This is a genomic window from Salinivibrio sp. IB643, assembly GCF_001996105.1.
GTDB classification, from domain to species: domain Bacteria; phylum Pseudomonadota; class Gammaproteobacteria; order Enterobacterales; family Vibrionaceae; genus Salinivibrio; species Salinivibrio costicola.
Map to the genome: position 1 here is coordinate 39,804 of NZ_MUFF01000012.1, position 26,705 is coordinate 66,508.

Annotated in this window: 23 protein-coding genes; 15 read left to right on the forward strand and 8 right to left on the reverse strand. The window is 50.6% G+C overall.

Annotation, left to right across the window (positions count from 1 at the left end; genetic code table 11):
* Window positions 1-308: 308 nt before the first annotated feature.
* From BZG77_RS07500 to BZG77_RS07515, 4 genes are all read left to right on the forward strand, one after another.
* Window positions 309-1,925 carry a BCCT family transporter gene (locus tag BZG77_RS07500; protein WP_241844123.1) on the forward strand — a complete coding sequence of 539 codons (1,617 nt, stop codon included), beginning with the start codon at window positions 309-311 and terminating at the stop codon, window positions 1,923-1,925.
* Window positions 1,926-2,086: 161 nt separating this feature from the next.
* Complete coding sequence (locus tag BZG77_RS07505; RefSeq protein ID WP_077646779.1) at window positions 2,087-3,964, forward strand: DUF294 nucleotidyltransferase-like domain-containing protein; 1,878 nt, start codon at window positions 2,087-2,089, stop codon at window positions 3,962-3,964.
* 9 nt (window positions 3,965-3,973) lie between these two features.
* Window positions 3,974-4,705 carry a 3'-5' exonuclease gene (locus tag BZG77_RS07510; protein WP_077646780.1) on the forward strand — a complete coding sequence of 244 codons (732 nt, stop codon included), beginning with the start codon at window positions 3,974-3,976 and terminating at the stop codon, window positions 4,703-4,705.
* Window positions 4,706-4,809: 104 nt separating this feature from the next.
* Window positions 4,810-5,013: a hypothetical protein gene (locus BZG77_RS07515; RefSeq protein WP_021022497.1), complete on the forward strand. Its 204-nt coding sequence runs from the start codon at window positions 4,810-4,812 to the stop codon at window positions 5,011-5,013.
* A 76-nt stretch (window positions 5,014-5,089) separates the two neighbouring features.
* On the opposite strand, the gene BZG77_RS07520 is transcribed toward BZG77_RS07515, so the two are convergent.
* From BZG77_RS07520 to dinG, 6 genes are all read right to left on the reverse strand, one after another.
* Window positions 5,090-6,520, reverse strand: a complete 1,431-nt coding sequence (locus tag BZG77_RS07520) for an alanine/glycine:cation symporter family protein (RefSeq protein ID WP_077646781.1) — start codon at window positions 6,518-6,520, stop codon at window positions 5,090-5,092.
* A 613-nt stretch (window positions 6,521-7,133) separates the two neighbouring features.
* Window positions 7,134-7,310 (reverse strand): pleiotropic regulatory protein RsmS, encoded by a 177-nt coding sequence (gene rsmS / locus BZG77_RS07525; RefSeq protein WP_021022495.1) that lies wholly within the window; start codon window positions 7,308-7,310, stop codon window positions 7,134-7,136.
* Window positions 7,307-8,233 carry a histone deacetylase family protein gene (locus BZG77_RS07530; RefSeq protein ID WP_077646782.1) on the reverse strand — a complete coding sequence of 309 codons (927 nt, stop codon included), beginning with the start codon at window positions 8,231-8,233 and terminating at the stop codon, window positions 7,307-7,309. The genes rsmS and BZG77_RS07530 overlap by 4 nt, the downstream gene beginning before the upstream one ends.
* 56 nt (window positions 8,234-8,289) lie before the next feature.
* Window positions 8,290-8,844, reverse strand: coding sequence for a primosomal replication protein (locus BZG77_RS07535; RefSeq protein WP_241844122.1), 555 nt, complete (start codon window positions 8,842-8,844; stop codon window positions 8,290-8,292).
* Between the two features lie 42 nt (window positions 8,845-8,886).
* Window positions 8,887-9,660 carry a sulfite exporter TauE/SafE family protein gene (locus BZG77_RS07540; RefSeq protein WP_077646783.1) on the reverse strand — a complete coding sequence of 258 codons (774 nt, stop codon included), beginning with the start codon at window positions 9,658-9,660 and terminating at the stop codon, window positions 8,887-8,889.
* A 14-nt stretch (window positions 9,661-9,674) separates the two neighbouring features.
* Entirely contained in the window at window positions 9,675-11,747 is a 2,073-nt protein-coding gene (gene dinG / locus BZG77_RS07545) for an ATP-dependent DNA helicase DinG (RefSeq protein WP_077646784.1), read from the reverse strand.
* 539 nt (window positions 11,748-12,286) lie between these two features.
* Between dinG and BZG77_RS07550 the strand changes: the two genes are divergently transcribed.
* Together BZG77_RS07550 and BZG77_RS07555 are read left to right on the forward strand one after the other, a co-directional pair.
* Window positions 12,287-13,318: a porin gene (locus BZG77_RS07550; RefSeq protein ID WP_077646785.1), complete on the forward strand. Its 1,032-nt coding sequence runs from the start codon at window positions 12,287-12,289 to the stop codon at window positions 13,316-13,318.
* Window positions 13,319-13,406: 88 nt separating this feature from the next.
* On the forward strand, window positions 13,407-14,051 hold the full coding sequence (locus tag BZG77_RS07555) for a YccT family protein (protein WP_077646786.1): 645 nt from the start codon (window positions 13,407-13,409) through the stop codon (window positions 14,049-14,051).
* A 137-nt stretch (window positions 14,052-14,188) separates the two neighbouring features.
* Here the strand turns inward: BZG77_RS07555 and BZG77_RS07560 are convergent, their stop codons facing one another.
* Window positions 14,189-14,572 carry a hypothetical protein gene (locus tag BZG77_RS07560; protein WP_077646787.1) on the reverse strand — a complete coding sequence of 128 codons (384 nt, stop codon included), beginning with the start codon at window positions 14,570-14,572 and terminating at the stop codon, window positions 14,189-14,191.
* 419 nt (window positions 14,573-14,991) lie between these two features.
* On the opposite strand from BZG77_RS07560, the gene BZG77_RS07565 reads away from it, so the two are divergent.
* The 9 genes from BZG77_RS07565 to BZG77_RS07605 all read left to right on the forward strand — a co-directional run bounded on the left by BZG77_RS07565 (window position 14,992) and on the right by BZG77_RS07605 (window position 24,792).
* Window positions 14,992-15,489, forward strand: coding sequence for a DUF454 family protein (locus BZG77_RS07565; RefSeq protein ID WP_077646788.1), 498 nt, complete (start codon window positions 14,992-14,994; stop codon window positions 15,487-15,489).
* Between the two features lie 37 nt (window positions 15,490-15,526).
* Complete coding sequence (gene apt / locus BZG77_RS07570) at window positions 15,527-16,072, forward strand: adenine phosphoribosyltransferase (protein WP_077646789.1); 546 nt, start codon at window positions 15,527-15,529, stop codon at window positions 16,070-16,072.
* A 57-nt stretch (window positions 16,073-16,129) separates the two neighbouring features.
* Window positions 16,130-18,400 carry a DNA polymerase III subunit gamma/tau gene (gene dnaX / locus BZG77_RS07575; protein WP_077646790.1) on the forward strand — a complete coding sequence of 757 codons (2,271 nt, stop codon included), beginning with the start codon at window positions 16,130-16,132 and terminating at the stop codon, window positions 18,398-18,400.
* Window positions 18,401-18,424: 24 nt separating this feature from the next.
* Window positions 18,425-18,754, forward strand: a complete 330-nt coding sequence (locus BZG77_RS07580; RefSeq protein ID WP_077646791.1) for a YbaB/EbfC family nucleoid-associated protein — start codon at window positions 18,425-18,427, stop codon at window positions 18,752-18,754.
* A 3-nt stretch (window positions 18,755-18,757) separates the two neighbouring features.
* Window positions 18,758-19,366 carry a recombination mediator RecR gene (gene recR, locus BZG77_RS07585; protein ID WP_021022482.1) on the forward strand — a complete coding sequence of 203 codons (609 nt, stop codon included), beginning with the start codon at window positions 18,758-18,760 and terminating at the stop codon, window positions 19,364-19,366.
* 201 nt (window positions 19,367-19,567) lie between these two features.
* The gene (gene htpG, locus BZG77_RS07590) at window positions 19,568-21,463 is read left to right on the forward strand and encodes a molecular chaperone HtpG (protein ID WP_077646792.1); all 1,896 of its coding nucleotides are present in this window, start codon (window positions 19,568-19,570) and stop codon (window positions 21,461-21,463) included.
* A 155-nt stretch (window positions 21,464-21,618) separates the two neighbouring features.
* On the forward strand, window positions 21,619-22,263 hold the full coding sequence (gene adk, locus BZG77_RS07595; RefSeq protein WP_021022480.1) for an adenylate kinase: 645 nt from the start codon (window positions 21,619-21,621) through the stop codon (window positions 22,261-22,263).
* 163 nt (window positions 22,264-22,426) lie between these two features.
* Window positions 22,427-23,401: a ferrochelatase gene (gene hemH / locus BZG77_RS07600; RefSeq protein ID WP_021022479.1), complete on the forward strand. Its 975-nt coding sequence runs from the start codon at window positions 22,427-22,429 to the stop codon at window positions 23,399-23,401.
* 89 nt (window positions 23,402-23,490) lie between these two features.
* The gene (locus BZG77_RS07605; RefSeq protein WP_077460153.1) at window positions 23,491-24,792 is read left to right on the forward strand and encodes an inosine/guanosine kinase; all 1,302 of its coding nucleotides are present in this window, start codon (window positions 23,491-23,493) and stop codon (window positions 24,790-24,792) included.
* Window positions 24,793-24,864: 72 nt separating this feature from the next.
* Here the strand turns inward: BZG77_RS07605 and asnB are convergent, their stop codons facing one another.
* A complete protein-coding gene (asnB, locus tag BZG77_RS07610) occupies window positions 24,865-26,532 on the reverse strand; it encodes an asparagine synthase B (protein ID WP_077575876.1) in 1,668 nt (555 codons plus the stop codon).
* Window positions 26,533-26,705: the final 173 nt, after the last annotated feature.

The following is a 26,705-nucleotide window of genomic DNA, read 5'->3' on the forward strand; positions in this document are numbered from 1 at the left end:
ATGCGTTGCCTCTTTTTTATTAGCTCTGTTTTATTGTCCTCTTTTTTCAGCCTCCCTTTTTGCCGCTAATGTTCGTCTCCCGAGACCAAGTGTTATGAAGTGGTTGAATCTTGACCAAGCTCGCCAGCCCTTTATTCACCTATTCATCTTGTGTGATATTCTTGCTGACTTTTCTGTCATTGCTTCTTTTTGCGTGCTGACGTTTACCTCGATATCGAGTGTCATCCAGGCAGCGTTTAGTAATAATGACAGGTTGCCGAGTAGACGGAGTAAGGAGTTTACGTGTGAGCGATAAAAGCCATGAAGATATGATGACACCAGACGGGAGGGTGAACCCGATCGACACCGATTATCAGGTCGGTCAGGACAACGTTGCCCTCAAGTTTGGTCCGTTTGGCTTTGATATTCATAACCGCGTATTTATGGTCGCGGGTTTGGTAATTATGGCCTTTGTGTTTGTGACGTTGGCTTTCCAAAATCAAATGGCCCCGATTTTTGAGCAGATGCGCGCTTGGTTAACCGCAAATCTCGACTGGTTCTTTCTTTTAACCGGTAATGTCTTTGTCATCGCTTGCTTGGTGCTAATTGCCTCACCACTAGGCAAGGTGCGGTTGGGGGGCACTGAGGCCAAACCGGATTACGGCTATCCTGGCTGGTTTGCGATGCTTTTTGCCGCCGGTATGGGCATTGGTTTGATGTTTTATGGTGTCTCTGAGCCACTAACCCATTTCCAAACGGCGTTACAAGGGACCGCAACGGGTACTGATGGTCTACGTACCGACTGGGCGCCTTTGGGGGCTGCCGCCGGTGATAACGAAGCCGCGCGTCGACTGGGGATGTCGGCAACCATTTTTCACTGGGGCTTACACCCTTGGGCGATTTATGCCATATTAGCACTCGGCTTGGCATTGTTTGCTTATAACAAAGGGCTTCCTTTGACCATTCGGTCGGTATTTTATCCGTTGTTTGGTGAGCGTATTTGGGGCTGGACCGGTCATGTGATTGATATCTTAGCTATCGTCGCGACGCTCTTTGGTCTCGCTACTTCGCTTGGCATTGGTGCATCACAAGCATCCGGTGGTTTGCATTATTTGTTTGATACACCATTGGGAGCCACCACTGAAGTCTTGCTGGTGATCGGCATTACTGCGTTGGCGATCTTTTCGGTCATAGCGGGTGTGGATAAAGGGGTAAAGCGTTTATCTGAGATCAACCTAGGCCTAGCGTTCTTACTCCTCCTTTTCGTGATTATCGTCGGTCCAACGTTAGCGATTCTGACCGGCTTCTTTGGTAACCTCGGGGCGTATTTACAAAACCTGCCGGCGCTGGCTATGCCATTTGGCCGAGAGGATGCCAACTTTACCCAAGGTTGGACCGCGTTCTATTGGGCATGGTGGATTTCTTGGTCTCCATTTGTGGGTATGTTTATTGCCCGCGTCTCACGTGGTCGAACCGTTCGCGAGTTTATTACCTGTGTGCTGCTGATCCCATCCGCCGCGAGCGTATTGTGGATGACTTCATTTGGTGGCACCGCGATTAACCAGTTCGTCAATGAAGGGTATACCGCAGTGGTTGACGCAGAGTTGTCGCTGACCTTGTTTGCCATGCTAGAAGGGTTGCCGTTAGCAGAGATTACCTCGTTTATCGGTATTATCTTGGTCATTGTCTTCTTTGTGACCTCGTCTGACTCCGGCTCTTTGGTGCTAGATACCATTTCGGCAGGCGGGAAAATGGACGTACCGGTATCGCAGCGCGTTTTCTGGGCAACCTTCGAAGGCCTGGTCGCGATCGCACTGATCCTCGGCGGCGGGCTTGTTGCGTTACAGGCAATGGCGGTTTCGACGGGCTTCCCGTTCGCGGTGGTCTTGCTGGTGGCGACGCTCTCCTTGTTTAAAGGCCTTGCTTCTGAGCCGCGTGCAAAATAAAGAAGTGTGCTAACTGCTTGATAGTTAGCTAAGATAGAAAAGGCAGGCTTTCGAGGCTGCCTTTTTTTATGGCAAGTGATACGGCACACTGTGTCACAGCCAACGGACATCCTGATTCACTGTGTCCTACCACGATATTATCGCACGTTTAGGTGAGCGCTATGGAAGCTGAACAAATCGAGATTGCAACATTTCTTGCACAGTACGCCCCATTTGATTCAATGCCCGAAGAGGTGGTCGCAGAAGTGGCAACCAGCATTGAGATCAGTTATTTCCGTGCAGGCACCGATATTTTTGCTTACGGTGATGAAATTCACGACTTGGCGATGATGCGTAGTGGCGCTGTCGAGTTGTTTCGCCGTAATGGCACCCTGTATAACCGCATATCCGAGGGCGACATTTTTGGCCAAATGGGTCTATTGATGAACAATCGTGTGCGGATGCCAGCGAAAGCGATTGAAGACACCTTGATCTATTTTATTCCGGAAGCCACGTTTAATCGCTTATTTGATGATTTTGAGCATTTTGCCGATTTTGTCGAGGTAGAAGATAGAACACGCTTGCGCCAAGCGGTATCAAGCCACAATGAAGCCAATGATCTCACCACCTCCAAAGTGAAGAAACTGATTATTCGCGACCCGGTGATGATTGCCAGTACTGACTCCGTGCAATATGCCGCGCAAGTGATGTCGCAAGAAACCGTCTCATCGATTTTGGTCATGGGTGATGAGCCCAATCCAGAAACAGGGCTCAAACCAGTACTAGGGATTATTACCGATCGAGACTTGCGTAATCGAGTGTTAGCAGAAGGCTTGCCTTATGAAACGCCGGTTCAGGAGATCATGTCGCCACAGTTGATTACCTTGGATCATAATGCGTATATTTTTGAGGCCATGCTGACCATTCTGCGTTCCAACCATCATCATGTGCCGGTGCTACAACACGGCAAGCCGATAGGTGTGGTTGCCTTGTCTGATATTGCACGCTACGAGTCGCAAAACAGCTTGTTCTTGGTGGCGAGTATCTTCCGTCAGCAGTCGGTCGAGGATTTGGTGATCTTATCTAAGCAGGTCAAAGATTGCTTTGTACGCATGGTCAATGAAGATGCTAACTCGCATATGATTGGCTCGGCACTGTCGGTGATTGGACGCAGTTTTAAGCAGCGTCTTTTAGAGCTTGCCGAAGAAGAGTTGGGTGAGCCGCCTGTGCCGTATTGCTTTTTGGCGATGGGCTCTATGGCGCGTGATGAGCAGCTGATTGTCACCGACCAAGACAACGCAATTATCCTTGATGACAACTACGATCATGGCCAACACAATGCGTATTTTGAAGCTCTGTCTAAGCGCGTCTCTGATGGCTTAAACGCATGTGGTTATACTTACTGCACCGGTAATATCATGGCGACCAACCCCGAGTGGCGTAAAACGCTGAAACAATGGGAGCAATGCTTTGCCGATTGGATAGATAATCCTAGCCCGCGTTCACTGCTCGACAGTAATATTTTCTTCGACTTAGATGGGGTGCATGGTCGAACGAACTGGGCTGAGCAACTTAAAGCTTTCGTGGGTCGTCGCGCCCGTCGCAATAATCGCTTTTTGGCGTCCATGGCGCGTAACGCCTTGAATCGCACGCCACCATTAGGCTTTTTTAAAGATTTTGTCATGGAGCAAGACGGTCGCCACAATAATTCGATTAACTTAAAGCGGCGTGGTACCGCACCCTTAGCCGACTTGATACGTGTTCATGCATTGGCGACCGATTCGCGCTCACAAAACTCGTTTGAGCGTTTAGACGATATTATCGAAGCAGGGATCTTACCCAAAGGCCGCGGTCCCGATCTGCGCGATGCGATGGAGTTTATTTCGATGGTCAGGATCCGTCACCAAGCATTAGATATAGAAGCGGATCGTGAACCTGATAACAATATTGAGCCGGAGAACTTATCTGACTTTGAGCGCCGTAATTTAAAAGACGCCTTTCAGATTTTAAGTAATGCACAGAAATTTTTGAAATTCCGTTATCAGCCCAATCGGTCGTAAAGGAAGGATATGTTCCACTTTAATCTTAGGAAAAAAGAGGATGCAGACCAGGTAGACTGGCGTGCGATGCTAGACACGAAACGCGAGACCGTGCAGCACGAAACCTTGCAGGCCTTTTATCAGCAAGGATGGGTGTCACCCGATACGCCCGTTTCGCAAGTACCGTTTGTGGCGCTTGATTTTGAAACAACTGGGCTCGATAGCCAGCAAGATGCGATTGTCAGTATTGGCTTAGTGCCTTTTACTCTCAATCGTATTCGCTGCCAACAGGCCCTACATTGGATAGTGAACCCCAACCGACCACTTGCCGAATCGTCGATTGTCATTCACGGCATCACGCACTCCGACATTGTCAATGCACCGGATTTTTCCCATGTGATTGAGCCATTACTCAGCGCGCTGGCCGGTTCAGTGGTGGTGGTGCATTATCGCCGGATTGAACGCGAGTTTTTGGATCGTGCGATAAAAGAGCGGCTAGGCGAGGGCATTATTTTCCCCATGGTCGATACCATGGAATTGGAAGCCTGGAAGCATCGCACCGGCAAGCGTAGCTTCGCTGACTGGATAGCCCGTCGGCCACCGGAATCGATTCGCTTGGCTGACAGTCGGCAGCGCTATCAGTTGCCATTTTATCAAAGCCACCATGCGCTTACCGATGCAATCGCCACTGCTGAGCTGCTACAGGCACAAATTGCATACGACTTCTCGCCTGATACACCCATTAGTGAGTTATGGCGATAATAAATAAAGACACAATGAACGTTTCTCGTGTGGTTTCCGTATTTGTTGACAAGGCGTATAATTTGCGTGCTACAAGCCAGTGACGGAAAGTAAGAGGAACACAAATGACATTGATCCACGTAGTAGAGGGGCTGGCATTCGGTCTCGGGGTGCTATTGTTATCGTCGTCGGTTGGCTTTGCCTATTGGGGATTGACGCTCAAACCGGAAGAAGCRGAAGACATGACAGCGCGTAAAATTGAGTTGGGTTTTTACGCCGGCGCGTGTCTGGTATTTACGCTGTTAATCGGTTATTGGTTGAGCGTGTAAGTTTATCGCCTTAAAACGTGAGCCCAATAAAAAACCACCGAATCCTCGGTGGTTTTTTTGTGTTATCGGCTTGGCATTACCAAACGTCTTTATCGATTTGCTTATCCAGTTTCGGGAATTTGGTACGATCAAAGGTCGGTTTTTTACCCGCACGACGCTGGTCTTCGTAGTCTTTCATCAAGGCGAATGCGACGCCAGACAGCAACGCAATCGCGACCAAGTTAATCACAGCCATCATCCCCATTGATAAGTCAGCAAAGCTCCAAATCAGTGGCAGATCCATCACCGCGCCCATCAGCACCATTGCGAGCACCGCAATACGATACAACAAGATGGCCTTACGACACTTAAAGATATACTCGATGTTCGACTCGCCATACGAATAGTTGGCAATGATCGAGGTAAAGGCAAACAGCAGAATCGCGATAGCGATAAAGGCAGCCCCCCAATCACCGACTTGGCTGACCAAGGCTTCTTGCGTCAGTGCAATACCTGTCAGGCCGCTCTCAGGCTCAAGCATGCCTGAGATCAAGATAATCGATGCGGTCGCGGTACAAATGACAATGGTATCGACGAAGACACCCAGCATCTGAACGTAGCCCTGCGCGGCAGGATGATTCGGCTTGGTCGTCGCCGTTGCCGCAGCATTAGGGGCTGAACCCATACCTGCTTCGTTTGAGAACAAGCCGCGTTTAATCCCTTGTATCATTGCTTGCGCGATCGCATAGCCCATAGCACCGCCTGCAGCCTGCTCCAAGCCTAATGCGCTTTTGACAATGGTTGTAATCACTGCGGGAAGCTGTTCGATGTTCATGGCGACCACGATCAAGGCAACCAATAAATAAGCCAGTGCCATAAAGGGGACAATCAGCTCTGCAACGCGTGCGACTGAGCGCATACCGCCAAAAATAACCGGTGCGGTGACCAACGCCAGACCAATACCGACAGCGAGATCATTAAAGCCAAACGCGGTGTCCATGGCTGCGGCAATGGAATTCGATTGCACCCCGTTAAAAGCCAAACCAAAGGCGATAATCAAGCAAATGGCAAATGCAATCCCAAGCCAGCGTTGACCCAAGCCTTTTTCGATGTAGTAAGCCGGGCCTCCGCGGTAGGTTTTGTCGTTGTGGTTCACTTTGTACGCTTGCGCGAGAGTGGATTCGACAAAGCTGGTGGCCATACCCACCAGGGCGGTTAGCCACATCCAGAAAATAGCACCCGGGCCACCAAGATACAGCGCCACCGCGACACCGGCCATATTCCCGGTGCCGACACGCGCGGCAAGACTGGTACTGAATGCTTGGAACGACGAGATCCCGCCTGATGCGCCAGTACGGCTGTCTGCCATCAGTTTAAACATGTGGCCAAAGTTACGGAATTGAATGAAGCCTGATCGCACCGTGAAGTACAAGCCTAAGCCAATCAAAAGATAAATCAGTACGCTGCCCCAAAGGAGGCCGTTACCTGTATCAACTACGGACACAAATAGATTTTTAAGTAGTTCCATCATTAAACTCTGTTTTGTCTGTTGGGAGACGCCTTGCACGGTTGTTGCTCGGGCCATAACCCGATGATTACCGAATGCGAGGGTCGACAACCACTGTCCCTGTGAGATCGCTGCCATCCATGCAGGTGAGCAACGCGTCACTCGAGAAAGTCATGCATCAAGGCCTGATATGACCAGTGGACGTTGAGTCTGCAACAGCATTTTGAATCCATGCTCGGCTGTTGCCAGAGTGCGCTTTGATTAGCCATGCCGATGTTTCAACGCACCGGTACACTAATTGGAGCACGCCGGATAATACCGATATTTGTGAGACAAAACACTATATGATTAGCGAAGTGTTGGTTTTTTAATCGGTTGCATGTGTTAATAACAGCACTAAAAACTGTAACCAAAATGTAATGCTTTGCAGGCTAATTGCTTGATGTTAAAGCAGTCCAGGTTCAATTGGATAAATAATATAGCGTAAATAATGACTAGTTATTCACATTGTCAAGACTGAACAAAATGTGATCGAAAGCACGTAATATCAGCAAAATCGAGTGGTAAGCATGCAAGCCATTCGGAAACGCCAACCGTTTTTGTCAGAAAAAGTAGCGGCCGCATGCCTAATTGATTAGGGAGGTGAGTTTTTTTTCGCCAGCAGGTCGCGTCTCACCATCTCAATCGCAGATAAAGCGGTATCTGGATCAATGGCATGGTTTTCGAGCAAGTAAATAAGATCGACGGCGAGTTTGACGTCATCAGGGGCGTTTTCTAAGGCGCTTGGTGTCGACGCGTGCGGGTCAGTCATGATACCTCCGGGCTGGATGCAAAATCAGCAAAATGAATAAGGGCCGCTTGAATGAGTTGTTCGTGCAACGGCACCAAACTGGTGTGCGAGTCATGGTATCCGCCACCAATCACCGCGGCGACCGGAATATCATGCTTGGCACAGCGTGAGAGTACCCCGCTATCGCGTTGATAAATGCCCTCGGTCGATAACGCCAAATAGCCAAGCGCATCGGCTTGGTGGACATCGACCCCCGCATCATAAATCACCATATCAGGGCGGTATTGTGCGAGGGCGAGATCTAACAAGGGCAAAAAAGCGCTGAGATAGTCCTGATCGCCTGTGCCTGTTGGCAGGGGTAAGTCCAAATCGGAGGGCGGTTTGCGTGAGGGAAAATTTTTCTCGCAATGGACAGAAAACGTCACAATATCGGGGTGGCCGGCGGCCAAGGCGGCGGTGCCATCGCCATGATGTACATCACAATCGACAATCATCACCTTATCAATGCCTGGCTGGGTGAGCGCATGGCGGGCGRCAATCATCAAATCATTAAATAAACAAAAGCCGCTGCCAAAGTCGTAGTGCGCATGGTGATAGCCGCCGGTGAGATGAATAGCAAGGCCTGAATCCAGAGCGTGATCGACCGTTAGTGTGGTGCCGCCGAGCGAGGTTAAGCTGCGCGCGATCAGTGCCTCGCTCCATGGAAAACCAATCCGACGCATTTTGACTAAGGGGAGATCCCCTGCCAGCAACTGACTGACATACGCGGGATCATGAACGGCATCAATCACTTTTCGAGTGGCCGGAATCGGTTGATGAAATTCAACTGGTAATGCCAGGCGTTGTAACCGCTCAAACAACAATCGGTATTTTTGCAACGGGTAGCGGTGGCCGTCAGGAAGGGGAAAGTCCGAGTACACCGGATGGTAAATCAATGGCAGCACGTATTTCTCCTTGTTGGTCGCTTGGGCATCTTATCTGGGTATCGGCGGAGCCGGGGTCACGACTTTTTTTCTCGATAACTGATGGTGGTTTCGATACGCTCTCGCGCTTTGGTGCAGCGGGCCAGGCGTTGTTCTAAGGCAAGCACTTGTTTTTGGTACTGCTGACGCACCGCAGGGGTCGATGCCATCTCGACGCTGGCATTGGCGTCTCGGAGTTTATCGGCCAATCGACGCTCCCAATCTTGGTGCTTGGCTAAGTCTTGATAAAGCTCACCAATCGCCTGGCGTCGTTGCCCGCGTTTGGCTTGCTCTTGCTTGCGTAAAGGCTGTGTCGCCAGTTCACGTTGTAGCGCGGTGATTTGCGATAACAAGGTGTCGCAAATATGGGTCGCACGTGCATCGGTCAGCGTCCCTTGTTGGTGATCGCGCTGCATTACTGTCAGCAATCCTTGGGCTTCGTTCACACAGGGTGTGAGCAATTTGCCTTTGCAATGAAAAAGCGTTGTCGCGAATAAAGGCGCGCGGGCTTCGCCACGGCGTCGGTCGACCTCTGCGGCTTGATTAGCCAGTTGCTCAAGGTGTTGGCACATTGCATCGATTTGCGCTTTCATTATAGGTCTCTCAGTCACGCACAGCGGCGACGATAACGGCGATTAAAACCAAGCATCAACGGCCAGTTTACCGGCTAAAATCACCACCGCGGTCACAAAAATAGGTCGAATAAACTGACTGCCAAAACGAATCGCGGAGTGGGCGCCAATAAATGCCCCCAGCATCAAGCATACGCCCATGGTCAGCCCGAGTGCCCAGTTCACATGGCCCAAAAGCGCAAACGCCACCAATGAGGTAATATTACTGGTGAAGTTCATCGCTTTCGCCAATCCGGAAGAGAGCAAAATATTCATCCGATAGAGCGACATGGTAGACACCGTCCAAAATGCGCCCGTACCCGGACCGGCAACGCCATCATAAAAGCCCAACGACAGGCCTTGGCTCCACTGCTTGATAGGTAGCTTGGGGCAGCGTGCGGGGAGCTGGTTGTTATCTCCCTTCGGGTGGGGATGCCAAACGGTGTAAATCGCGGCCACAAGCACCACCACGGGTATCGCTTTTTCTAACCATTCAGTGCTTAGCACATCAACCAGTAAGGTCCCCGCGGTTGCGCCAATTAAGGTGCCCCAAAACGCGTGTTGCCAAAATAAAGGCGAAAAAAGACGTTTTTTATAATAGGTGAAGGCGGCAGTGCTAGAGGCAAAGGTCGCGGCCAGTTTATTGGTACCTAACGCCACATGGGGCGGCAAACCCAGTGATAATAAGGCGGGAACAGTCAGCATGCCGCCACCGCCGGCGACGGCATCGATAAAGCCGGCGACAAAAGCAGTCAGCCCTAGGATCACTAAGGTCGAAAGATCAATCAATTCAAGCATAGTCACTCGTTAATTTAAGGTTCGATCACGCGTTTGAATGGCGGCAGCGAGTCGAGTAAAGATTGGCCATATCTGCGGGTGATAATGCGCCGGTCAAGAAGCACCACCTTACCAGAGTCTTCCTCTTTGCGCAGTAGACGACCGACTGATTGCACCAGCTTTTTACTCGCTTCTGGGACCGCGATTTGTAAAAACGGATTGCCACCGCAGCGTTCAATGTACTCCGCGTGAGCTTCTTCCACCGGAGAAGTGGGGACCGCAAAGGGAATTTTTGTAATAATGAGATTAGTCAATAAGTTACCGGGCAAATCTAAGCCCTCGGAAAAACTGCCGGTGCCAAAAATTATACTGGTTTTGTCCGCACTGACTGCTTGCTGATGGGCCTTTAATAGCGCCGTGCGTGATTGTGTGCCCTGACAGAGCAGTTGCCAGCCGCGTTGTGTGACCGTTTGCTCAATGGCTTGGGTGACTTGTTTCATCTGCCAATAAGAGGCGAACAATACCAAGGACGCTCGCTCGCCCTCTAAGTGCTCAAGAATTTTCTCGCTCAGCGCCGCCGTAAAGGCACTGGCTTGCGGCTCACAAGGCATGGTTGGGATCACCAAGCGCGCTTTATTGGCGTAATCAAATGGCGAGGGCAAGGCTAAATAGCGCGAACCATCGCTTTCACTCAGCCCCACTTGGCGGCAAAAATAGCTAAAGCGATTCAGGGCGCGCAAGGTCGCAGAAAACAGGCCAACGCCCGCCGCGCGTGACCAGAGCATTTGATCCAGACGCCAACCGACCTCTAAGGGAGAAACATGCACCCATAGATCGCCCTCGCGCTCACGGCAGGCTTGTACCCAACGGGCAAGCGGTGCGCCTTTGTCAGAATTGGGCTGGGCCATCAAGGTCCAGACTTTTTCCAAATTTTCTAACCGTTGCAGGAAAAACGCGGTTTCGGCAAGCGCCGGATCGGCCAGTTTCGCCGAAATGTCATTTTCTTTCAGACGTTCATTGATCAAATCATGGATCTTTCCCAATGCCTGATGGGCTTTTTTGCTCGCGGTTTTTAGCTGCTCACTGGGCGCATTGAGAGCCTCTGGCAGTTCACCATCGGCAAAGCGATAACAACCGTCGTCGTTGAGCGACAGTTGACTGAGCATGTTTTTTGCCTCGCGTAACCCTGGGATCAGGGTTTGAATGGCGTCTAATACGCTATCGACAAAGCGGTGTGCACGTTTGATATCCGCAGTGTTCCCGAGTTTAGTGGCGGCTTGATTGAGCTTTTCTAACCAGCCCACCACGCCAAGCAAACTGGCACTGGCGGCAGAAAAATCGCGCGCCACCGTGGGAAGGTGGTGCGCCTCGTCAATCATATACAGGCACTGCTCTGGCTCGGGCAAGATCACCCCGCCACCGAGTTCGAGATCGGCGAGCAGCAAGCTGTGATTGACCACCACCACATCGGCTTTATCCATTGCCTCGCGTGCTTTGGCAAAGGGGCAACCACGGTGAGCGGGCAGGCCAGCATGGCAGGTGTGTTTGTCAGAGGCGATCGCTTGCCATAGGTGATCGGCAATCGGTTTGGGCCAGCTGTCGCGGTCGCCATCCCATTTTCCTCGACTCAGGGCAACGTAAAGATCATTCAGCAATAATTGCTCGCTGCGCTTGGGTTTTTGAGCAAATAGCGCCCCTTGGATGCTCTCGGTATCTGCCACTGCACTCAGCTTGTGTGCACAGCAATAACGTTGCCGCCCCTTGGCCAAGATAAAATCAAACGGTTTGGGGCAGATACGATGAAAAAACGGGATATCTTTATCGGCGAGCTGCTCTTGCAACGCCACGGTTGCGGTCGACACCACCACTTTTTTATTGTTGTTAAGCGCAAACGGAATCGCGCCCATCAAATACGCCATTGATTTGCCCACCCCGGTGCCGGCCTCGGCCACCAGCAGCCGACGCTTGGGGTCATAATCACCCGCCAAGGTTTTGGCCAGCTCTGCCACTAAATAGTTTTGAGCTTTGCGCGGAATAAAGTGGGGAAGTTGGTCTTGTAGCGTTTGGTAGCACGCGCGAATGTCTGATTTTACGGCAGGGCTGAGCATCAACAGGTCCGAGTTACAAAGGTTAGCGCTCAGTATAACACGGGGCAAAAACGTGAAAACGATCGCGAACTGCAAGATATCCTTATAGATATGAGAACTTGGTCACGAATTTAATTTGAACCATTCGCTGCTATCTTGCTGATCTGCCGTTTGATTAACAAAACGCCTGATTTAAGCCATTGATCAGTTTTTTATGCCAGTAAGTTGCCTTAAAAATTAAATATTTGGTTTTTTATGCTGAATTACTTTGTTGTTAACTTTCACGATCTCGATGTGTAAATAAAGGTCAAACTGTGATCCTTGTTCGTTTATGTTTGTTAAATCACTGTTTTGTTGGGTATTTATTCTAAAATGTAATGCGCTTCCAGCCAGTTGACAGAACCTCAAATGTTCTGCACGATTAGCCACGAAGTTTCAGTGAACTGGCATTTTGTGCTTTGCAGCGTTTGCTGCACGTAACAGAGTGACAGTCACCATAAAACAGAGTTCCATAAAGGAACTCATCATAATGACTAAATAGAAAAGGCAGTGGATTAACCATGAAAAAGACTATTCTAGCAATGGCAGTACCCGCTCTGCTGGCTGCTGGCTCAGCATCAGCAAGCATTAACCTGTATGACGCAGAAGGCGTTAAAGTCGACGTTTCTGGTGCGGCTGAAGTTCAGTACATCAGCGGCCTAGCTGAAAACTCTGAAGGCCAGTGGAAGCTTGACGACGGTGATATCGCTGTTAACACCACTATTGCTATTTCTGACAAAGTGAACGCACTGGGTGGCTTCGCGTATAAGTTTGAAGACCAGGCTGTAACCAGCGACGAGCTCTTCGTTGGTTTCGGCGGTGATTTCGGTACGGTGACTTTCGGTCGTCAATACCTGATCGCGGACGATGCTGGCAATGGTAAAGACTATGAGTTCGGTGGTCAGTCAATTGATTTCGTTGCGGCACAAGGTGACCAAGTTGCTAAGTATGTTTACGACAACGGCACTTTCTACGCAGGTATCTCTGCACTGCTGGAGTCTAACGGTGAAGACAACGATGACGATGCCCAAGATGATGGTTTTGGTGAAGCGGATCAAATCATCGATGGCCGTATTGGTTATCGTGCCGGCGATCTTGATGCACGTATCTATGCGTACGATGGTCAAAATATCGATGTTGCAAAAGACGCAGATTATTTAAACACATTTGACGCGAAAGACGTTGATATTAACGGTTTCAATATCGAAGCTGATTATGTCATGGACGCCTTTAGCTTTGCCGCTTCATACGGCCAAGTAGAGTATAAAGAATCAGTGGGTTCTACAGAAGTTAATGTAGATACCATTGGCCTTGCGGCTGACTACACCATGGGTAAAAACGTGTTTGCGATCGGTTATAACCGCTACGAAGCGGATAGAAATACCGAATCAAACAAAGCCGACCAAGATACGCTATACGTGAACGCGACGCACAGCTTCCACAGCAACGTAATCGGTTATGTTGAGCTGGCGGTAGCTGACGGTGAAGGCTTTGACGGTAAAGACTTAGACTTCGACACTGCATACCTAGCAGGTATGGAAGTTAAGTTCTAATTGAGCTTAAACCATTATTGCTACATGTAGCACTGGTTACAAAAGCCGCCTTAGGGCGGCTTTTTTATTAGTTATTTGGGGGTAAAGCGTGAAAAAAGTCACTTGGTTCAGCGCACTCGCTGTTTTATTCGCGGCAGGCGCTACGCAGGCAGCGACCATTACATCAGCACGTAATATTGAGTTCTTGGTCGCGGATGGTAAAGAGGTGACCTTTGAAAACTGGGCACCACAGCAAAGTATTGCGCTCAGCGAGGGAAAACACCAGTTGGTGATGCGCTTTGATGGCGAAGTGCAACGCGGCAGTAAAGCGGTGATTTTTACCTCGCGTCCGTATTTGTTTGAGCTTAACGTTGATGGCCGCGATGCCACCATTAACATTGATGCCAATCTAAGGGTGAAAACCCAGGCGACCAGCTATTTTGATGATAACCCACAATGGCAAGCCGAGTTTGATAATGGCGAGGTAATGCCGTTAGAGGCCGTCGAGCTTAAAGGTGGTGGGTTTGGCGCCTATGCGGATATGGAAGCGCTGGTGGCCGAGTACAACCGCGAAAACGGTATTATTATCGACCAAGGTGCAAGCAAAAACCTTAACGACGTGTTAGTCGAGGTCGACGACCAAGGACAAGCCTCCATTAAAGGCGATGCCTTGTCGCAGCTTAAGCTTTGGTACACCAAAGCCAGCGACCAAGAGCGTAAAACCTTCCGTCGTTGGATCATTGATCAAGATTAAGCGCGTGTTCGAGGGAGGCGTGGTAGTCAGTATCACCCACTTGACAGCTTTACACGGTCAATAAAAAAACGCGCCCAGCTGATGCTGGGCGCGTTCCGTTTAAGCCACGGTGAGACAAGCGAAAGTCGACCTTGGGCTCACACCGATTTACGGGGGCTCGTTGTCGCGCGGCGAGTGGCCGGATCGTGGTGATAATAGTTTGATGCGCGGCACTGCGGACAGCGCTGCTCCGCGGCATCCTTGATTAAATCATCGAGTGGAATGTCACTCTCACAATCGGCACACAATCCGTAAATTTCCAAATCCATGGCACACAAAGCCGCATCGACTTTTTCCAGACGTTCACCGAGGCAACGAATTGCGCCAGGCAGGCCTTGGCTTTCTTTGATCAGCTCTGTGACAGTCAGGGTGTCGCAATGCTTGTCCCAGTCTTCACGCAAACGCGTGGTTAAGGTGGCGATCAGCTCGGCACGCTCACGAGTGAGCTTACGCCGCAGCTGCGCAAGAGTATTTGTATCCATGGTCAGTTCGCTTGATTGGCTAAATGACGTTTATCATGACCCAATGCACCCAGTTGTTACCCTGATGTAAATCAATAATCGGATTAAAACCTTACAAAACGTCCGTTTTTAGCGGGGGCAAGCTAGGCTATAGTAGCTGCCTACTGATGTTATGTTGTTGTGAGCGTTGTAACCTATGAGTCACGAATTTAAAGAACCTTATAACCTAAAGTATTTTATCGGCTTTTTGTTGGTCTTACTGATCCCCACCTTACCCGCAAGCCTCACTTGGCTCGGGATTGTATTTGGCGGTTAATCACCGCCTCATTCATTACCGCCTCATTTTTCCTCAGCTCGCCCTGTACCCATTGCGGCTGGATCACTACACTGGGGTAAGAGGGTCACCCTGGTGACCGTGCAGCAATAAGGGCAAGTTGGCTATGCAGTCAAAAGCGGTGCAGTCAAAAGCGGTGCAGTCAAACGCGCCACAGGCAAAAGCGCCACAGTCAAAAGCGCGACAAACAACAGCCGCGCCGCCAGCTCCATCCGTCGCTTGGCGTTGGGCGTGGAACGGTTTGGGTTGGTTTTGGGTCGCACTCGGTGCCGCCGGGGCGTTTTTGCCTGTGTTACCAACAACCCCGTTTTTGTTGCTCGCAAGCGGCTGTTTTATGCGCGGCTCTCCCCGGATCGCCAATTGGCTTCATGCCCATCCAACGTTCGGGCCAATATTGACTGACTGGTACCAACAACGCGCCATCAGCCGGCGGGTCAAAAAGCGGGCAACGGTGATGATCGTGGTCAGTTTCTCATTCTCAATATACATGGTGCCAGCGCTCTGGTTAAAAGGCATGCTACTGCTTTGTCTGATTGTGCTCTTATGCTGGTTTCTCCGCCTGCCTGAGACGGAATCTGTTGCTGGTACGGCCGAAAATTCATAACATGGCGGTTTGCGTTTTTTACCGATGAGAATTGGCCATGAGCAACGACAACTTGGATGTGATTAAACAAAGCATTCAAACCATTCCTGATTACCCTAAGCCAGGCATCTTATTTCGTGATGTCACCAGCTTGATGGAAGACCCGACCGCCTACCAGGCCACCATTGATGCCCTGGTAGCAAAGTATCGGGGTCAAGGCTTTACCAAGGTGATTGGCACCGAATCACGCGGCTTTTTATTTGGCGCGCCCTTGGCCTTAGCGCTGGCATTGCCATTTGTGCCGGTGCGCAAGCCAGGCAAATTGCCACGGGCGGTGATCAGCGAAAATTACCAGCTCGAATACGGTGAAGATACGCTTGAGATCCACAGTGATGCCATTGATGACGGTGATAAAGTGCTGGTGATCGATGACTTGCTCGCCACCGGTGGCACCATTGAAGCCACGGTCAAATTAGTGCGTCGGTTGGGCGGCACCGTGGAACACGCCGGTTTTGTGATTAGCTTACCGGATATTGGCGGTGAGGAAAAACTGACGGCGCTTGGCGTTAGTGTGTACAGTTTGTGCGAGTTTGCCGGCCATTAATGGTGAACACGACGCTGGGCCTTGGGTCATTTATCAGCCACTAGGAAGCCAATTGACATGAGTTATCAAGTTCTTGCACGCAAATGGCGCCCCCATAACTTTGACGCGGTGGCGGGGCAGAGCCATGTGCTGACGGCGCTCGCCAATGCGCTCGATCATGACCGCCTGCACCATGCTTACCTGTTCAGTGGAACACGGGGGGTGGGTAAAACCACCATCGCACGTATTTTTGCCAAAGGGTTAAATTGCGAGCAGGGTGTGTCGTCCTCACCGTGTGGCCAATGCGCCACCTGCCGTGAAATTGATGAAGGGCGTTACGTTGATTTGTTGGAAATTGATGCGGCGTCACGCACCAAGGTAGAAGATACGCGCGAGCTGCTTGATAACGTCCAGTATAAACCCGCACGCGGACGGTATAAGGTGTACCTGATTGATGAGGTCCACATGCTGTCGCGGCATAGTTTTAATGCCTTGCTTAAAACGCTGGAAGAGCCACCCGAGTATGTGAAATTTTTGCTGGCGACCACGGATCCGCAAAAGTTGCCGGTGACCATTTTGTCGCGCTGCTTGCAGTTTCATTTAAAACATTTTGACGCCAGTCAGATCCAAACCCAGCTCGATTACATTCTTGGCCAAGAGGGCGTCGAAGCTGACGCGCGCGCGCTGATGCTATTGTCACGTGCGGCAGAAGGCAGTATGCGCGATGCGCTGAGCTTAACCGATCAAGCGCTTGCGCTCGGTAACGGTCAGATTAGCACCCGCGCAGTCGCAGAAATGCTAGGGACCTTAAGCAGTGACAATGCGTTGTTGTTACTGGAAGCATTAGTCAATCAAGATGCGGTTGAGCTGATGAATGGGCTGGCGCAGATTGCACAAATTGGCGTCGAATGGGATGGGTTGCTTAAAGAGCTCGCAGGCCAGCTTCATCAAATTGCGTTGGCGCAAACACTGCCACAAACTCGCGATGATGCAGAGGGTGATCACGCGCGCATACAGGCTTTAGCGTCGCGCTTAACGCCGCAAGATGTGCAGCTATGTTACCAAATAGCGCTGCAGGGTCGACAAGATTTACCTTATGCCCCCGATGGACGTGCGGGACTAGAGATGGTATTGCTGCGGATGTTGGCGTTCCAGCCGGTTAAAACGGTCCCTTATGAGCCGGTGGCTATTGCCGTGCCCGAACACGCCCCAACGTCGCAGCCAAGCGCCTCAAGTATGGCGTCAGGCGCACAGCCCAAAGCGGCGAGCGAAAACCCTGATCCGACACAAGCAATTAGCGCATTAAAAGCGCAAGTTGCCGCGTCGGATCGCCGTGGGCCTACCTCATCCGAATCATCTATCTCGGCGACACCCTCTGCGCCTGACACCAGGCCGGCCGATCCGCTCGCATCTGTGCCTGATCACGCTTCGTCGGCGGCTGATCACGATGACAGCACACCGATATCGCCTGCATCGGCTCCCGCGACAGACGCGACGCCAGCAACGGACGCGGCTCCAGCTAAGGATACGACGCCAGCAACGGACGCATCAGACGTGCCAGCCAGTGAGGCGCCCGCGTCTGCGGCATCGAGTTTGATTCAAGCCCGCAACCAGCTGCGTAGCAGGATGAAGCGACAAACCAGTCAGACAGAGTCTGGCGCAAAAAAGGCGAGACAGACACCGGCCAAGAGTGATGCATTATCTGTGTTGGATCGCGTTGCGACCGCTGCAGAATCGACATCGCCTGTGTCTGACGCCAACTCAGTCGCGACCTCCACTGCAACGCCATCTGAGCCGGTGCCCGCACGGCAACGCGACACATCATTGGCGGCGACGGAGCCTTATCAATGGCGTCCTTCTCAGCCCCAAGCCAAGGCGCCAGCCACCGCGTCGTCGTTGACGCCAAAGGCGCTCAAACAAGCGCTTGAGCATGAGAAAACGCCAGCAATGCGCGACAAGTTGGTGCAGGAGACTAACCAACAAGATCCTTGGTGTGCGTTGGCCGATAGCCTTGAGGTCGAGCGGTTGGTGAAACAAATGGCGCTCAATGCCGCTATGGTCCGTGAAGGCGACCAGGTTCGGCTGACATTAAGGCCTGATCAATCACATCTGAATACCGAAAAAGCGCAGCAACAATTAACGCAGGCCTTGACGACGGCCTTGGGCGCCCCCATAACCTTAGAGGTACAGCTCGGCACGTCGGGAATCACACCGTTAGAGCGGCGCGAGCATCTCTATCAACAAAAATTAGCGCAGGCGACACACAGCCTGCATAATGATCCGAATGTCACTTTTATGCTTCAACGTTTTGCGGCGGAGTTAGAAGAAGACAGCATTCGACCAATTTGAGACACCTAACCAAGAGAGAGAATTATGTTTGGTAAAGGCGGAATGGGCAACATGATGAAGCAGGCGCAGCAGATGCAAGAGCGCATGCAAAAAGTACAAGAAGAAATTGCCAGTATGGAAGTGACAGGCGAAGCGGGCGCAGGCATGGTGAAAGTCATCATGACAGGCAGCCATAGCATCCGTCGTGTCGACATCGATGATAGCTTGATGGAAGATGACAAAGACATGCTGGAAGACTTGATTGCAGCCGCATTCAACGATGCTGCCCGTCGTGTTGAAGAGCAACAGAAAGAAAAAATGGCAGACGTGACAGGCGGTATGCAGTTACCACCGGGCATGAAAATGCCGTTTTAATCTATGCGCACCAGCCAGTTACTTGAACAGCTGATGGACTCGCTGCGTTGTTTACCTGGGGTGGGTCCCAAGTCGGCGCAGCGAATGGCGTATCACCTTTTGCAACGTAATCGCCAAGGGGGGCTTGCCCTGGCGCAGTCACTGAGCACGGCAATGACCGACATTGGCCACTGCAGCCAGTGCCGGACATTTACAGAGCAAGACGTGTGTGCCATTTGTGATAACCCGAAACGACAAGCAACCGGACTGATTTGTGTGGTTGAAAGCCCGGCCGATATTGCCGCCGTTGAAGCGACCGGCCAATATGCCGGGCGCTATTTTGTCTTAATGGGGCACTTGTCGCCATTAGATGGGATTGGGCCGGCAGATATCGGGTTAGACGTTTTGGAAAAGCGCTTGCAAAGTGAACCGATTGAAGAGCTGATTCTGGCGACCAATCCCACGGTAGAAGGAGAAGCCACGGCGCAGTACATCGCTGAGCTTTGCCAAGAACACCAAGTGGGCGCGAGCCGTATCGCCCACGGTGTTCCCATGGGGGGTGAGCTTGAATTGGTGGATGGCACCACGCTGTCGCACTCCATTATTGGCCGTCAACAGCTTAAATATCGCTAACGGCGTCAATATCGCTAACCGCTTATCAAGCCTAACCGCCCGGTTAGGCTTTCTTTTTCTCAACTGATGCTTATTTGACCAATCACACCTTGAAAGCGGCTGATGTGGCCCTTATATCCTGGGGTACTGAATATGAATTCTTCGTGACGTGGGTCGATTACCCACTCAGCCTTTAAACATCATAGTGTTAGGTAGATTGACATGAGCGTGAAAACCCCAGAAAAACACCAGTTTGGTTCAGATACCTCCAAATTGCTGCAGTTGATGATCCACTCTCTCTACTCAAACAAAGAGATCTTTCTTCGAGAGCTGGTCTCAAACGCGTCGGACGCCGCGGATAAGCTGCGCTTTAAAGCGCTATCAGCGCCTGAGCTGTATGAAAACGACGGTGATCTGCGCGTTCGTCTGTCTTTTGATAGCGAAGCCGGCACACTCACCGTGTCTGACAATGGCATCGGCATGAGCCGTGACGATGTTATTGCCAATCTCGGCACCATCGCCAAATCAGGCACCGAAGAGTTTTTAAAACAACTGAACGAAGATCAAAGCAAAGATTCCAACTTGATTGGCCAGTTTGGTGTCGGTTTTTACTCCGCCTTTATTGTCGCGGATAAAGTGACGGTACGTACCCGTGCTGCAGGGCTAGGGGCTGACGAAGCGGTGCAATGGGAATCAACCGGTGAAGGTGAATATACACTTGAGCCTGTTAGTAAAGCGGAACGTGGCACCGACATTACGCTGTACCTCAAAGACGATGATAAAGAGTTCCTTAACGACTGGCGCCTGCGTGAAGTGATCGGTAAATATTCGGATCACATCGGTATTCCGGTTGAAATGTGGACACAAGAGAAAGACGAGGAAGGGAACGAGACTGGCGAAGGCAAATGGGAGCAAGTGAACAAAGCGCAAGCGCTATGGACCCGTGCCAAGTCCGATATCTCTGCTGAGGAATATAAAGAATTCTATAAGCATGTTTCGCATGATTTTGCAGAGCCGCTAACCTGGAGCCATAACCGGGTTGAAGGTAAAAATGATTACACCAGCTTGTTGTATATCCCCTCTAAGGCGCCGTGGGATCTTTACAACCGCGAGCACAAACATGGACTGAAACTCTATGTACAGCGCGTGTTCATCATGGATGATGCGTCACAATTTATGCCAAGCTACTTGCGCTTTGTGCGTGGTTTGATTGATTCTAACGATTTGCCGCTCAACGTATCGCGCGAGATCTTACAAGATAACAAGATCACCCAATCGCTGCGGGGGGCGTGCACCAAGCGTGTTCTGTCGATGCTAGAAAAACTGGCCAAAAATGATGCCGACAAGTATCAAACATTTTGGCGTGAGTTTGGCTTGGTGATGAAAGAAGGTCCAGCGGAAGATTTCAGCAATAAAGAAAAAATTGCTGGCTTGCTGCGTTTTGCTTCAACCCACGAAGACAGCGCTGAGCAAACCGTGTCGTTGGCCGACTATGTGTCGCGCATGAAAGAAGAGCAAGACAAGATCTACTACATCACGGCAGATAGCTATAACGCCGCGAAACACAGCCCACACTTGGAGCAGTTTAAAGCCAAAGGCATTGAAGTGATCTTGATGTACGATCGCATCGATGAATGGCTGATGAGCTACCTGACCGAGTTCGATGGTAAATCGTTCCAAGCGATCACCAAAGCGGATCTCGACCTCAGCCAATTCGACGATGAAGAGGCAAAAGCGGAGCGCGAAGAAACCGAAAAAGCGTTTGAATCTGTGGTTGAGCGGGTGAAATCTCACCTTGGTGAGCGGGTGAAAGATGTGCGCACCACGTTTAAGCTTTCAGACACCCCAGCTGTGGTTGTGACTGATCAGTTTGAAATGGGCACACAAATGGCGAAGTTGCTAGAAGCCGCTGGCCAGCAAGCGCCTGATGTGAAATACATTTTTGAGCTAAACCCAGAGCATGATCTCATCAAGCGCATGGCGGATGAAAGCGACGAGCAAAAATTTGGTACTTGGGTAGAAATGTTGCTCGGCCAAGCGATGTTGGCAGAGAAGGGCAGCATGGATGATCCGTCAGAGTTCTTGGCGTCGGTCAATCAACTTCTGACCAAGGTATAATCGACACAGGTCGAGTCAATCAACATACTCAGTGACGAACGACAAGCCCGGCCGGATGCCGGGCTTGATAGCGTTTGGCTAAGCGTGTATGTTTCGGGTCTTTGCGGCGATAGACGCAGTTTAACGAAACCTAAATAATCATAAAGGGGATCACTATGCGCATCATTCTTTTGGGTGCACCGGGCGCGGGTAAAGGGACGCAAGCGCAGTTCATCATGGAAAAATACGGGATTCCGCAAATTTCTACCGGTGACATGTTGCGCGCCGCGATTAAAGCGGGCACTGAGCTTGGTTTAAAAGCCAAAGCAGTTATTGATGCGGGCGAATTGGTGTCTGACGACATTATTCTTGGCCTAGTTAAAGAGCGTATCTCGCAAGATGATTGTGCCAACGGCTTCTTGCTAGATGGGTTCCCACGTACGATTCCGCAAGCGGATGGCCTTAAAGAGATCGGTATCGCGATTGATTACGTACTCGAATTCGACGTTCCGGACGACGTTATCGTAGAGCGTATGAGTGGTCGCCGTGCTCATCTGGCCTCTGGTCGCACCTATCACCTGGTTTACAACCCACCGAAAGAGGAAGGGAAAGACGACGTGACGGGCGAGCCGCTGGTGGTGCGTGATGATGATAAAGAAGAGACAGTGCGTGCGCGTCTAAACGTGTATCACAATCAAACGGCACCACTGATTGCGTACTATAAAAAAGAAGCCGATGCCGGCAATACCCAGTTTGTCACTTTTGACGGCACCCAAGCGGTAGAGCAGGTCAGCACCGAGATTCAAAAAGTACTCGGCTAATCAGCGCCACGCCCGATGCGGTGTAACCCTATGACGTCATCGGTATGACGGATAGCAGAAACCGGAGCAGACGATTAGTCGCTCCGGTTTTTTTATGGCAAGCTGCATTTCACTTATTACTATTATTCGCTCTTTGACTGAGCCGATGCCAAGGACAACCATCATGACAGAAAATAAACACCAAGTTGGCGTGCTATTGGTCAACTTGGGGACGCCAGATGAACCGACGCCCGCCGCTGTAAAGCGCTTTCTCTCTGAGTTTTTGCATGATCACCGAGTGGTCGATTTAACCCGCTGGTTATGGTGCCCATTATTGCACGGCGTGATTTTGCCGGTACGGTCACCCAAGGTCGCCAAACTGTATCAAAGTGTATGGATGGAGGAAGGCTCACCGTTAATGGTGTATGCCAAACGTCAGCGTGATGCGTTAGCAAAACAAGTAGATATGCCAGTTGCTCTGGGTATGACGTATGGGACACCGTCAATCATCCAGGGCATTGAGACGCTGGAGCAACAAGGCTGTGAAAAGGTTCTAATCGTACCGCTTTACCCACAATACTCGGCCACCACCACGGCGGCGGTCTTTGATAAGGTAGCCAAATCACTCAAAGGGCGACCACGTATTCCCGAATTGCGCTATGTGCATCATTATCACGATCACCCTGCTTATCAATCCGCGTTGGCGGCGTCGGTGAAACGCCACTGGGAGCAGCATGGAAAAGGGGATCGCTTGTTATGTTCGTATCATGGGATCCCGCAGCGTTTTGCCGATAATGGCGATCCGTACCCGCAGCATTGCCAACAGACTACCGCGTTGCTCCAAGCCGAATTAGGTTTGCCAGATGATGCCATTATGATGAGTTATCAATCACGGTTTGGCCGTGAAGAGTGGCTGAAGCCTTACACCGACAAAACCTTGGAAGGGTTGCCAGCCCAGGGGGTCAAAACGTTAGATATCATGACTCCCGCGTTCTCATCTGACTGCTTGGAAACCTTAGAAGAAATCGCCGGAGAGTGTCGTGATATCTTCTTAGAAGCCGGTGGCGAAGCCTTTCGTTTTATTCCATGCTTAAACGATGACAAGGCCCACATTGATTTACTTGCCGCGCTGGTGGCAGACCATACGCAAGGCTGGTAGGCGAGAAAATTCGTAGGCCAGACGCTACGCAGGCGCAAATTCTGTGATAGAATTCGCGCCTTCCTTCCATTAGCCAAGTTACACGAACCATGAAATTTCCAGGACAACGTAAGTCTAAACACTACTTTCCGGTTCATGCCCGGGATCCTTTGCTCAATCCTGCCACGGACCGCGGCTTTAAGCGCCCTCATGTCATCGGCATTGATCAAACCTTGGTCGATATAGAAGCGAAAGTAGGTGATGAGTTTCTGGAACGTTATGGTTTAAGCAAGGGCCACTCATTGGTGATTGATGATGAGCGTGCCGAAGCCTTGTATCAAGAGCTAAAAGATAACAACTTAGTGACGCATGAGTTTGCCGGCGGCACCATTGGCAATACCTTACACAATTATTCCGCATTGGCTGACGATCAGTCGATCTTGCTAGGGGTAATGAGCCAGGATATTCGTATTGGTAGTTATTCTTATCGGTATTTGTGTAACACCTCCAGCCGGATGGATCTGAACTACCTGCAACCGGTTCAAGGCCCGATTGGTCGTTGCTATGCGCTGATTGGCGATTGCGGTGAGCGTACGTTTGCCATCAACGAAGGCTTGATGAACCAACTCCATCCTGATTCGATTCCTGAGCATATCTTTGAAAACGCCTCGGCGTTGGTACTGACTGCGTACTTGGTCCGTTGTAAAGAAGGCGATCCGATGCCAGATGCGACCATGCGTGCGATCAAATATGCCAAAAAGCATAACGTGCCGGTAGTCATGACATTGGGCACCAAATATGTGATTGAACAAAACCCACAGTGGTGGCGCGATTTTCTCGCTGAACACGTCAGTGTGGTTGCCATGAACGAAGATGAAGGCGAGGCGTTGACCGGAGAAAGTGATCCGCTGTTGGCGGCTGACGCGACGCTACAATGGGTGGACATGGTGCTTTGCACCGCAGGCCCGATTGGCCTATACATGGCCGGCTACAGTGAAGACAAAGCCAAACGTGAAACGTCGCTACCGCTGCTACCTGGTGCGATTCCTGAGTTCAATATGTATGAGTTCAGCCGTCCAATGATCAAAGCCGATTGCGAAAATCCAATAAAAGTGTATTCGCATATTGCCCCTTATATGGGGGGACCGGAACGGATTAAAAATACCAATGGTGCGGGTGACGGTGCCCTCTCTGCGTTGCTGCATGATATGTCAGCCAACCGTTACCACCGTGACAATGTGCCTAACTCGCGTAAACACCAGTATCCATTTTTGACCTACTCGTCTTTCTCTCAGGTGTGTAAATACGCCAACCGTGTGAGCTATGAGGTATTGGCGCAGCACTCACCACGTCTTTCTCGCGGGTTGCCAGAACGTGAAGATAGCCTGGAAGAAGCCTACTGGGAACGCTAAGGCGAGAGGCTTTGAATACGAATAAAAAAACCGCCAATTTGGCGGTTTTTTATTGCGAGGATACGGACGTTGTTATTGATACGCCTTTTCATGGACAGTGCGTACGGCGCGGCCAGAGGGATCGGCTTGGTTTTTGAAAGATTCATCCCACTCAATGGCTTTGGCACTTGAGCAAGCAATGGATGGGCCGCCTGGAACGCATTTCGCCGCATCGTCGAGCGGGAAAAGCTCTGCGAAGATCTCACGATACATATACGCTTCTTTGGTGGTCGGCGTGTTGTATGGAAAGCGAAATTCAGCGGTGGCTAACTGCTGGTCGCTGACCTTTTCGTCGGCAATGGTTTTTAAGGTATCAATCCAGCCATAGCCAACCCCATCGCTAAACTGCTCCTTTTGTCGCCATGCCACTGATTCGGGCAGTAAATCGCCAAAACACTCACGAATGATGTGTTTTTCCATTTTACCGTTACCGCACATTTTATCGTCCGGTTTGATTTGCATCGCTACTTCCAAAAATGCTTTATCGAGGAAAGGCACACGGGCTTCCACTCCCCAGGCGGCCATCGATTTGTTGGCGCGGGCACAATCGAACATGTTTAGCGCGAGCAGTTTACGCACGGTTTCCTCGTGGAATTCTTGTGCGTTGGGCGCTTTGTGGAAATACAGATATCCGCCAAAGACTTCATCGGCGCCTTCACCGGAGAGCACCATTTTGATCCCCATCGCGCGAATTTTTCGTGACATCAGATACATAGGTGTAGAGGCGCGAATAGTCGTCACATCATAGGTTTCAATGTGATAAATCACATCGCGAATGGCGTCTAGCCCTTCTTGAATGCTGTAAGTGAATTCGTGATGAACAGTCCCTAGATGATCGGCAACCTCTTTGGCTGCTTTTAAGTCAGGCGCGCCCTCAAGACCAATCGCAAATGAGTGTAAACGCGGCCACCAAGCCTGGCTTTGGTCATCATCTTCAACGCGGTTCGCCGCAAACTGTTTGGTGATCGCAGAGATCACGGAAGAATCGAGCCCGCCAGAGAGTAATACGCCATACGGCACATCGGTCATGAGCTGACGGTGTACGGCACTTTCTAACGCCTCTTTGAGCGCGGCTTTATCGGTGCGGTTGTCTTTGACGGCATCATAGTCCATCCAATCGCGCTTGTAGTAGCGGACAGGCTCGCCCTGTTTACTCCATAAAAAGTGACCAGGAGGGAATTCGCTGATGGTTTTACATACCGGTGTCAGTGCTTTCATTTCTGACGCTACATAATAGTTACCGTGCTCATCATGGCCGTGATACAGCGGAATAATGCCAATATGATCGCGGCCAATCAAGTAGGCATCTTGCTCTTCATCGTACAAAATAAAGGCAAAAATGCCGTTTAAGTAATCCAGCAGCTCAGCGCCTTTTTCTTGGTATAACGCCAAAATAATTTCGCAATCTGATTCTGTTTGGAACGGATAATCCGCCGCGAATTCGGCACGAAGCTCTTTGTGATTGTAGATCTCACCGTTCACTGCCAACGCTTGGGTTTGTTGTGGGTTATAAAGTGGCTGCGCACCACTGTTAAGATCGACAATCGCAAGGCGCTCATGGACCAAAATAGCTTTATCTGATGAATAGATCCCCGACCAGTCAGGCCCTCGATGGCGCATGGTTTTTGACATTTTGAGCGCAACGTCACGTAATTGTTGCGGATCGGTTTTAATGTCGAGCGCTCCAAAGATTGAACACATAATTTTCCTCTCCATAGTGTTGATTGATGTGCTGTGGCAGCCATGTGCTGTGGCAGTTATATGGTGCCAACGTGGTGGCCACAATGTAGAGACACTGTGCCTTGGGGAGAGGAAATGCACAAGCAGGTAAAACAAATTCGTTATCTAAATCGTGCCATTGATGAATATTATTT